The organism is Candidatus Hydrogenedentota bacterium (genome assembly GCA_035416745.1).
Taxonomy (GTDB): Bacteria; Hydrogenedentota; Hydrogenedentia; order Hydrogenedentales; family SLHB01; genus UBA2224.
The window spans coordinates 6608-10465 of record DAOLNV010000104.1 but is presented as its reverse complement, the minus strand read 5'-3'; the positions used below and the strand labels follow the sequence as shown (position 1 = coordinate 10465).

Below are 3858 nucleotides of genomic sequence, written 5' to 3'. Positions count from 1 at the left end.
GTTGGATTGAACTGGTCGCCGTTGAGCCAGGCTCTCTTTTGCTGAGCCAGCTCACGAGGCCAATCCCAGATCGCTGCCGTTGACGGCACGGTCTTCGAGACCTTCTTCAGATGTTTCATTTCTCAAAACCCTTTCTTTCACGCCTGTCCTTATCCCTAAACACTGTGCCCCTCATTGCCTCGTTGGCTTTTGACGCGAACACAGGTCGCCGAGATCAGAGACGAACGTTTCACGGATATTCCTAGAGTGGACAAACTAAGGTGAAAAACCACTTACGCCCACTCTCCTTCCGCCGTTTCACACAACTGCGTGATGGCTGCTCACGCGGATGTGCTTACTTCGACAACGCGTCATTAATCTGATCCCACATCCAGTTTCTTTGTTCTTCGGTTAGCGTCTCGTCCCCAAGCAGGCTGACTCCCGCAATTGGCCCGATGATGTTCTTGAGCGTCACATCAGCGGTCTGCTCAGCCTTCGCAGGTTTCGACAGATTCTTGACGTGCATCATGTGGCGTTTCACCTCCTTCCCTCTTCCTCTTAGTCAGGCGTCCACCCAGAATCTCCGGGTTTATCCTCAACGAAGTCCACGGCTTCCGTGGAGCTTGGACCCAATTCTACACGTTTTCGCTGAATAAGTGAACCCCTTTTTTACATAAAACCATTTTAAGGGTTCTTATCACTTTGGCGCAATCTAAAACAACCCGAGGTCCCCCATGCGCAAAATCTGTTCGGATAGCTGGTTCCAAAAAGCCTCGTTGCCTCCACCCAGGAATAGCCGGTCGAGCGATTCCAGCATGTCGCTCAGGCTGTTTATCTGCGTTACAAGGGCCTCGGCGGAACTCGTGATCTGCTCGATATCTCCCCCTGCGCCTCCGTTCGCATACAACGTCTCGAGTTCTTCCAAAGCCATTCGTTGAATATCGACCCCTGCCAGTGCCTCTTCACTCAGCTGCGCGCTTCCGGATACCTGTTCCCCGAGCCGCTGCGTGGCTTCGTACACCCGCCGTGCCGTATCCACATCGCCTTGATTCTCATAGGCTTGGCCCGATTGTACGAGTTCGCGCGCCAAATTGCAAAGCATAGTGTATTGGTCGGACCCCGCGAGCACGGCGCTCAGCATTTGCGCGGCCTCTTCGGGCATGCCTGCCGCTGCCAGAGCCAGTTCCCGGGACTGGGCGGCCTGCAGCCCATAGGCCGTGGCCGTTTCCTTCCCCTTCAGGCTCTCAAGCGCTGCCAGCGCCGCTTCGGTGTCGCCCACGCGGAACAGCGCCCCCGCGCGCAACGCATCAAACAAGGCGTTCTGGGGGTCCGCGCCCTGCAGGACCGCAATTTCCTCCAAGAACGCCCGCAAATCCTGTTCGGTCATTCCGTCAAACAGCGCGGGCTCCGATGTTGTCTCGGGGGTGGAAACGGGTTCTGCGATGTATGTCTTGGCCAGAACCAGGCCCGCGTAAGGCTGTTGCTGGTCCATACGGCCAATCGCGGTCACGAGCAGTTGCCGCGCTTCTTCGTCAGGCAACGACGCAGCCACCCCGACAATGGTTTCCGGCGCCGCCTCGGGGTCCGCCGCGACCTTGGCGGCCGTCTCCGCGTCGAGCATTGCCATCCGCTGCAGACGCGTCCACGCCTGCGGGTTCGTTACCGCGGCTTGCCTCAGCGCAACGACATCGCCCTGCGAAACCTTGCTGATGTCCGGAGCGGCGGTCGCAAAGAACTCGCTTCGGCCGGCATGTTTCTCGGGAGACGCCAACCTGTGGGCAACGTCCTGCGCGAGTTGTTCCATGAGGTCGCCAAGGCGGCTGGTTTCGGGTTTTTCCCCGGGGATGACTACTGCTGTGCGCTGCTCGGGCTGCTGGGGCTTGTCGGGACCTTCCGCCACCGGGGGTACAACCGTCTTCTGCGGGGCAAACGCGCCCCATTCAAACACCAGCCCTATGACGGCAAGCAACACCGCGGCGGCCAAGGCCATGGCGCCCCAGAGTACGAAAGAGGGACGTGACTTCTTGCGCTCGCTCAGGTCTACGGTCTTCGCGGAAGCGTCCGCCTTTCGGACGGCCTGCATGACGGCGTCGAGCACGTCGATTTCGGGGGCGTCCTTGACGATGTTCTGGCCGATGGCATGGAAATCCTCGGCGGCGAGCCGCAGCCACGCATAGTCAGCCTTGCTCGCTTCCGAGGCCTCTATAGCCTTCCGGACCTGCGCCGTATCTTCCGCGGAGAGTGTCCCCTCCACGTAATCGGCCAGGCGGTCCAGCGATATGTCATGTTCACCTTGTATCACAAGAAATCTCTCACTTTGAGGCTCCTCTCGCGAAGGGCCTTCAATATGCGATGAAGCCGTGTGCGAATGGCGCCCTCGGTACTGCCGACGACCTCGGCGATATCGCGCGCGGGCATTCTTTCGAAGAACCGCAGGATGACAATTTCGCGCGATTCGGCGTCCAGCGTATCCAGCAGTTCCGCCAGGATTTCCCGCCGCTCCTGCCCCATGAGTTCGCGGTCGGGCGCATCCTCGGAAGACCGCTGCAACGCGCCATCGTCTTCCCGAGCCGTGCTGGCATATTCCTCGAGGGACTCCATATGCACCGACTTCTTACGTTTCAACTCGTTCAGGCTGAGATTGCGGGCAATGCAAAGCACCCACGGGCGAAACTTGCGTGTCTCATCGAACCGCTGACGCGCCACATAGACCCGGACGAACGTCTCCTGGGCCAATTCACGCGCCAGTTCATAGTCGCGGACGTAATGCAGACAGAACCGGAAGATATCGTTCTGATACCTCCGCACCAGCTGGGCCAGGGCCTCGCGGTCACCCTTCCGTAGGATGACCATCAGCTCTTCGTCCGTCTTCTGGACCGCGTCCACGCAGTTTACCCGGTCGGTGAACAAGCCAGCGCCCCTGAACGCGGCGCTGCCTCCTTCACCGCCCAATTACGTTACAACTCATTCGTGTAAACGTCACAGCTTTATCATCTTTTCCCCAACTCCAGACAGGATGTTCGGGGATTTCTTCCGTTAAGTCATTTTAAGCGTATCACTTGCATAAGACAAATCCGTTTTGGGTCTTGGGCGGCGTGGCAACTGTCATCCTTGCGTGGAGGCACACCCGCCCCCGGCCTCCCGGCCATGTCAGCGTCGCCACAACATACTAAATATAGTACATGGCGCGGCAGTCCCCACAATAGAGGCCTTGGAATCGCGCCATTCCGGGGTCTGATTCCGTATCGCCGGTCATTTCAGAAGACGCGCAAGCGAGCCTCGTTTGTCTTGCCATGCAAGCGCTCGCTCGTAATCGGGATAGGCCTTCTCCAGCTGGCGAAACTCGGCTGTGTGCATTTGACGGCGCCCGGTCTCAGATTCCGAGATGCCCAGATGCGCGTGAAGCATTTCATGATACACGACATAACGAACAAAGAATTCGGGCACGAACTCCTGGTCCAGCAACGGATGAATGCGGATTAGCTGAAGTTCGTGGCGGTAACTGCCAAAGCGGATTGAGCGCCGGCGCCGTTGGGTGGGCATGTGGCCCCACGTGATATGGGTGCGAACGGTCCCTTGAAAGCATTGTTCGTTGACCTCGTCAAAAAGTCGCTGCAGGTCAAAATAACGGCCCCGGGTCCGAACGCGTATCACCCGGTGGCGCGGCCCAGACGGCCGAATCCGGTGGCGGTTTTCGCGGATGAAGGAGTCCAGTACCTCGCCGGCTTTCCTGGCTCTTGGCTGCCGGAGCCACTGTCCCAGCGCTTGTAGAACCCGGGTGTCCGCGGCGAGAAACATATGGTGCAGGCGCACTTTGACCCGGCCCGCGGCGCCGTCGGGCTTGACCGAGAGCAGGCTGTGGGTATTGTCCGTGACGGC

Annotated in this window: 4 protein-coding genes; all 4 read right to left on the bottom strand. The window is 59.0% G+C overall.

Going from position 1 to position 3858, the window contains the following annotated elements:
- Nucleotides 1-334 precede the first annotated feature (334 nt).
- Nucleotides 335-508 carry a hypothetical protein gene (locus PLJ71_20320; protein ID HQM51039.1) on the bottom strand — a complete coding sequence of 58 codons (174 nt, stop codon included), beginning with the start codon at nucleotides 506-508 and terminating at the stop codon, nucleotides 335-337.
- A gap of 183 nt (nucleotides 509-691) precedes the next feature.
- Nucleotides 692-2281, bottom strand: a complete 1590-nt coding sequence (locus PLJ71_20315; GenBank protein HQM51038.1) for a hypothetical protein — start codon at nucleotides 2279-2281, stop codon at nucleotides 692-694.
- Entirely contained in the window at nucleotides 2278-2931 is a 654-nt protein-coding gene (locus PLJ71_20310) for a sigma-70 family RNA polymerase sigma factor (protein HQM51037.1), read from the bottom strand. Before PLJ71_20310 ends, PLJ71_20315 begins: the two co-directional genes overlap by 4 nt.
- 300 nt (nucleotides 2932-3231) lie before the next feature.
- The coding region (locus PLJ71_20305; protein ID HQM51036.1) for a hypothetical protein at nucleotides 3232-3858 on the bottom strand (627 nt) is incomplete at its 5' end.

Excerpts from the sequence above, each read along its gene's own strand:
- PLJ71_20320 (HQM51039.1), bottom strand. The coding sequence starts at position 508 with ATGATGCACGTCAAGAATCTGTCGAAACCTGCGAAGGCTGAGCAGACC.